Origin of the sequence: Pseudomonas sp. RIT-PI-AD (assembly GCF_025642785.1) — a bacterium.
Taxonomy (GTDB): Bacteria; Pseudomonadota; Gammaproteobacteria; order Pseudomonadales; family Pseudomonadaceae; genus Pseudomonas_T.
The window spans coordinates 1-4,059 of sequence record NZ_JANZKU010000054.1; the positions used below are offsets into that span (position 1 = coordinate 1).

Consider the following 4,059-nt stretch of genomic DNA (forward strand, 5'->3'; position numbering starts at 1 on the left):
GGTGGAGCAGTACGCGCCGTTAGAGGACTGATCGCTATCTCGGGTGGTCTAGGTTTGAGGGGCGCGGTAGATAGTAAGCTCGAGAGTGACGCCGTAGCTCGGCTTATCTCTCGTGCCGCCATTTACTTCATACACTACGGCGGCGGCCACGAATTTCCCTGTGTCCAGCTTCGCGGATAAGCGACCCGCTACATCGGTTTTCAAATAACCGATTTGCCCGTTCGCAGAAAAGACAGCGACGGCTGACGAGTCGACCGGGTTCTCCGGTTCACGCTGGAGGCGGACAGCGTCCCCAGGCCGGACATGCTTTCGGATGATGTGCTGCCTGGAAATGCAGTCTTCGTTAGTGAAACTCTCGCCTACTACTGCGCATATGAAGCTGTCGACTTCATCCGAAGCGCTGACCCTAATGACCTGGGGCTTTGTTTCTTTTCCAGGAAACAGATCGATGAGACGCTGCTTGATGCTCTTGATGTCCAGTCGGCCCTCCGACCAGAGCATCAGGGTGATCAGTGCAGCGCCGCAGATGACTGTCGCAAGCGTCAAAAACAGTAGTATATGCATCATCCCTCCTTGGCATCGCCGGGAGTGTAAACCAGGGAAGAAGAAGGAGGAATGTATGCAGTGTCCTGAGTGCGGTCACACGCCATTGGCTGGAACCCAGCCCGATCCCAATCGCTGCCCCGAGTGCGGCATCTACTACATGGTGGCTGCCAAGCTGCGCAAGGAAAGGGAGCAAGGGGCCCAGCAGCAAGTCCGAGAAAATGCGCTGCCTGCTGTGTCTAAGCAGGTTCGAGCTGCCACGGCAGGTTATGCAGGTGCTCAGCCAGTCGTAATCGTCGATGTAAATGTCAGCTTCAATTCGCTGGTGGTACTTCTTGTGAAGTTAGTAGTTGCAGCAATACCTGCGATAATTTTGGCAGCAGTGCTATTTGCCGTATTTTTCGGGGCTATTCTCAAGTATTTCAAATAATAATTAATTCCGAAAAGGCCCGCATTGCGGGCCTTTTTCATTTGAGGTCGATATGTCTGAGTTAAGTGTCATATTGCCGGAGGCGACAAAAGTTACCCTCCCGAATGGTAGCTGCTACGTCCACGCCGTGGAGCTGCAGTATTTAGAGATGTTTGGCGAGCTTTCGACCGAGCTATTGAAGTTACTACAAAATCTCAGTGCTTCAAATCAGTCAGAGTTTGCGAAGAACCACTCAGCAAAATTAAGATCGGTTCTCAGGGTGACCACTACGCTTTCGCGCTGGAAAATAAGAAGACTGCAATTACCGGTGGCCATCGAGCTGTTCGGTGTAGTCATGGAGACTAACCACTATTTTTTCGCCCACTCCCTGGCAAGGGCGACAAGGGTTCTGGCTGGGGAAGCGTACTGCAACGCTTGATAAGCGCCGGGCACTCGCTGGACGCAGTCTCTCACTACTCGCTGGAGCAGGTGCACTTGTTTCTAAAGGCGATCGAATCGGATGAAAGATGTTCCATAAGGCGGCAGATCGACATACTCAGATGCTCGCGTGCATCTCAAGAAGAGTACAAACGCCTGATTAGGAGTCTGGAATAATGGCTTCGAAAGTCACCACTCAGATTGTAATCGACGCGAAAAACAACTCGCGGGACGCATTCGATCAGGTCAATAAGCAAATTGATAAAATGAACGGCGGGCTTTCAAGGGTTTCGAGCGCCTTTACTTCGGCGTTTTCAACCGGGGTTATTGCCGGCGCAGTGAAAGGTTATCTTTCCATAACCAGTCACGCCGCCGAGTTGTCGTCGCGTGTTCGACTGGTTACCAAGGATCAGGAAGAATTCAACCTCGTACAGTCAAGATTAGTTGAAGTTTCGAGGCGCACTTATAAGAGTATCGACGCAACCTCTGAAATGTTCATCAAGTCCGCGAAGCCACTTCGCGAATTGAAATTCTCCACACAGGACGTAGTGGATGTCACCGAAGTGATGAACCTGGGGCTTGTGGCCAGCGCGGCCAATGCTGACAAGACCAGCCGCGTGATTGAGCAATTTGGACGCGGCCTCCAGGCGGGCACCATCCAGGGAGACGCCTTCAACGCACTACTCGAAGACGCCCCGGTTCTGCTTGATGCGCTGCAGGATGGCTTGCATGTCTCTCGGGACAAGCTCCTACAGATGGCGAGCGCGGGGCAACTGACCTCCAAGGTCGTAATTCCGGCGCTCCTGAGTCAGATGGATCCGCTTCGTAAAAAAGTTGAGGAGATGTCCACCACTTCGGCAGACGCTGGTGTGCGTCTGGAAGAGGCCACCAATCGGATCGTCGTGAGCTTCGACAAGCTCACCCATGCGTCAACCGACACGATCACCAAGCTTCTGGCTGTGGCTGACGGGTTGGATAAGATCGCTACTGCGGATCGCCGCCTTGAAGGTGGTTTTCAGTTGTCGGAGGAATTGGCCAAGCTTACCCCCGCAGGACGAGTATTGGAGCTCGTGGGCGCCTTCGACCTCCTGGACAAAAGCTTGAAGGATGCAGCCCAGGGCGCGGCAAGCACATCCACCGTTACAGACCAGCGCGTCGCGGCTGCGGTTAGCGTTCTGGAGCAGGAAAAGCTGCTCGAGAAGGAAGGCGGGGACTTGACCATTCGACGGCTCGCGAATGAAGAAATCGCCGCGCAGAAGCTAAAGGGTATCAAGGTCGACGAAGTCGGGGTGGTTACCGCGTGGTCCCGTCAGTATGGTTCAACCTATGAAGAGTTCATTACCCGCGAACAGGCCCGACACATGCTAAGAGAGGCAGGTGAGAAGGCGGCTGCACGTAAAATCCAGAATGCGCGCGAAACCGCCATCGCGAACTTGCGGACGTCTCTAAGTAAGCAATTCGTGGAGTTGGACAAGGCCAACCAGCTGTATGCGCAAATCGTCGCGCAGCGTGAGTCGATCCTTGCGCCCTTCACTGAGGCGATCAAGTCACCCAAGCGGCCAAGCCAAGAGCCGAATTACAACGATGCTTCCGACTTGAAGGTGAAGGCCCGTCACGCACTGGATAATCGCGACTACGAGATGGCGATCAAGCAGGCGCAGGAGGCGCTGGAAATCATCCAGCAGTTGGAAGAGGCGGGTGGGAACACCTATGGGCTTCAGGGCTTCAAGAAAGAGTTGCTTGAGATCGCAACCGGTGCGCAGAGCCTCCGCGAGGCCGGCGCCGCGTCGGGTGTCAGCGAAATCCAGCAGAGTATCGAGCAACTGGTGAAACAGCTTGATACTGTGAAAAAGGTGCCTATCGAGCTCGGCGTGGACGATGCCAGCGAGGCTGCATTGGTTGCCCGAATCACGAAGCTCTCGGCAGAGATCGCGGCGCAGCTTGTATTCCAAGTGCAGCTTATGCCGCCAACCACTGATCCTAGGGCCTACACCTCTACCGGCGACACACCTCCACCTGCGCCACCGCCAGTCCCGGGTTATGCGGTGGGAACCGAGAACGCTCCACCTGGGATGGCCTGGGTGGGTGAGCGTGGACCCGAGCTTGTGCAGTTCAAGGGCGGAGAGCGCGTTCATACTGCCGCGGCATCTCGGGCGATTGCCCAGGCAATGGCCGGGGTGTCCCTGCCGGGTATCAGCCAGAGCCTCATCGACACCGCCACCGGCGTGCCGGGCGCCTCCCCTGGCCGTGACCTGGGCACGGTGAGACTTGATGTAGGCGGCGGGCAGCCTATCCAACTGCTCGCCGAGCGCGAGGGGTTTGAGCAGATCCTGGCGCGCAAGGCCAGGCAGTACGGACGGACGAAACGATGAACTATCCCCACGTTACGCTGGGCGGCGTGCCGATCACCGCCGAGTCGGGCGGTGTCGCTCAGGAGTATGGCGGCGAGCTGGGCGAGACGGAGGTGCGGTTGTCCCTCGGCGACCATGATCACCATGGCTCATTGGCGCAAGGAAACTATCACGCTATCCGGTGCGGGCTGGTTCGGCCCTGGCCTGGATGGCCTCGACTTCCGTTTGCCGCTGGAACTGCGCTGTACAGAGCCGCGGGAAATGCAGGGCGCCGTCGCAGAGCAGCGCGACTTCGTGCTGCCGAGCGTGCCGCGGCCG

The 4,059-nt window shown here is 56.6% G+C and carries 4 protein-coding genes and 1 pseudogene; 4 read left to right on the top strand and 1 reads right to left on the bottom strand.

Annotated elements, in window-relative coordinates; translation table 11 throughout:
* Positions 1–48 precede the first annotated feature (48 nt).
* Complete coding sequence (locus tag OGL92_RS21910) at positions 49–564, bottom strand: HIRAN domain-containing protein (protein WP_263147967.1); 516 nt, start codon at positions 562–564, stop codon at positions 49–51.
* Between the two features lie 55 nt (positions 565–619).
* Between OGL92_RS21910 and OGL92_RS21915 the strand changes: the two genes are divergently transcribed.
* From OGL92_RS21915 to OGL92_RS21930, 4 genes and pseudogenes are all read left to right on the top strand, one after another.
* Complete coding sequence (locus OGL92_RS21915) at positions 620–973, top strand: hypothetical protein (protein WP_263147969.1); 354 nt, start codon at positions 620–622, stop codon at positions 971–973.
* Positions 974–1,025: 52 nt separating this feature from the next.
* A complete protein-coding gene (locus tag OGL92_RS21920) occupies positions 1,026–1,391 on the top strand; it encodes a hypothetical protein (protein ID WP_263147972.1) in 366 nt (121 codons plus the stop codon).
* A gap of 175 nt (positions 1,392–1,566) precedes the next feature.
* On the top strand, positions 1,567–3,762 hold the full coding sequence (locus OGL92_RS21925) for a tape measure protein (protein WP_263147974.1): 2,196 nt from the start codon (positions 1,567–1,569) through the stop codon (positions 3,760–3,762).
* Positions 3,763–3,876: 114 nt separating this feature from the next.
* Positions 3,877–4,059: pseudogene (locus OGL92_RS21930) on the top strand (hypothetical protein); the annotation flags it as partial.

Coding starts and splice junctions, on each gene's coding strand:
- OGL92_RS21910 (WP_263147967.1), bottom strand. CDS start 564: ATGCATATACTACTGTTTTTGACGCTTGCGACAGTCATCTGCGGCGCT.
- OGL92_RS21915 (WP_263147969.1), top strand. CDS start 620: ATGCAGTGTCCTGAGTGCGGTCACACGCCATTGGCTGGAACCCAGCCC.
- OGL92_RS21920 (WP_263147972.1), top strand. CDS start 1,026: ATGTCTGAGTTAAGTGTCATATTGCCGGAGGCGACAAAAGTTACCCTC.
- OGL92_RS21925 (WP_263147974.1), top strand. CDS start 1,567: ATGGCTTCGAAAGTCACCACTCAGATTGTAATCGACGCGAAAAACAAC.